This is a genomic window from Pseudomonas sp. NPDC089569, assembly GCF_050280625.1.
Taxonomy (GTDB): Bacteria; Pseudomonadota; Gammaproteobacteria; order Pseudomonadales; family Pseudomonadaceae; genus Aquipseudomonas.
Genome location: NZ_JBNNVQ010000278.1, coordinates 1 through 1009, shown reverse-complemented (window position 1 = coordinate 1009; position 1009 = coordinate 1). Strand labels below are relative to the sequence as shown.

General features: G+C 59.8%; 2 protein-coding genes. Both read left to right on the top strand.

Going from position 1 to position 1009, the window contains the following annotated elements; genetic code table 11:
- On the top strand, positions 1-190 hold a 190-nt coding region (locus tag ACQKP2_RS33080; RefSeq protein ID WP_427582409.1), incomplete at its 5' end, for an ureidoglycolate lyase.
- 51 nt (positions 191-241) lie between these two features.
- The coding region (locus tag ACQKP2_RS33075; RefSeq protein WP_427582408.1) for a urate hydroxylase PuuD at positions 242-1009 on the top strand (768 nt) is incomplete at its 3' end.

Here is a 1009-nt window from a genome sequence, read left to right as displayed (position 1 = left end):
CTTGGTCCGCGCCTTCGTCACCAACGGCAGGCAGGGCATCAATTACCATCGCGGCGTCTGGCACCACCCGGTGCTGACGATCGAAAAGCGGGATGACTTCCTGGTGGTTGATCGCAGTGGCACTGGCAATAACTGCGATGAGCATTTCTTCAAAGAGGATGAGCGTTTGATCCTCGCCCCCCACCAATAAGAGAAGGTCCGATCACTCGAAAACAAGAGTGACGGGCGTGAGGTAAAGACTGTGGAAGCACATCTGTTGGAATGGCTGAACCTGAGCGTGCGCTGGGTTCATATGATTACCGGTGTGGCCTGGATCGGCGCATCGTTCTACTTCGTCTGGCTGGAAAACAACCTCAACCGGGTCAATCCGAAAAGTGGTCTGGCCGGCGACTTGTGGGCGATCCACGGCGGCGGCATCTATCACCTGGAAAAATACAAACTGGCCCCACCGACCATGCCGGACAACCTGCACTGGTTCAAATGGGAAGCCTACTTCACCTGGATGTCGGGGATCGCGCTGCTGTGCGTGGTGTTCTACTCCAACCCGACGCTCTACCTGCTGGCACCGGGCAGCACCCTGAGCGGTCCTGAAGGCGTGGCCATCGGTCTGGGCTCGCTGTTCGTCGGCTGGTTCGTCTACTCCTTCCTCTGCGACTCTGCCCTGGGCAAACGCCCTGCCTTGCTGGGCGGCATCCTGTTCGTGCTGATCATTGGCGCCGCTTATGGCTTAAGCACCGTGTTCAGCGGTCGTGGCACCTACCTGCACGTCGGTGCGCTCATCGGCACCATCATGGTCGGCAACGTGTTCCGCATCATCATGCCGGCGCAGCGTGCACTGGTCGCGGCGATCGCCGAAAACCGCACGCCCGATCCGGCGCTGCCGGCCAAAGGCCTGCTGCGTTCGCGTCACAACATGCAAAGCTCGCTGACCGGTTCCAGCGTCAGCCAGTATCGCGAAGACAATGAGTTGATCGAGATCCTGCTGCGCGGCACCTTGCATGAACGCACC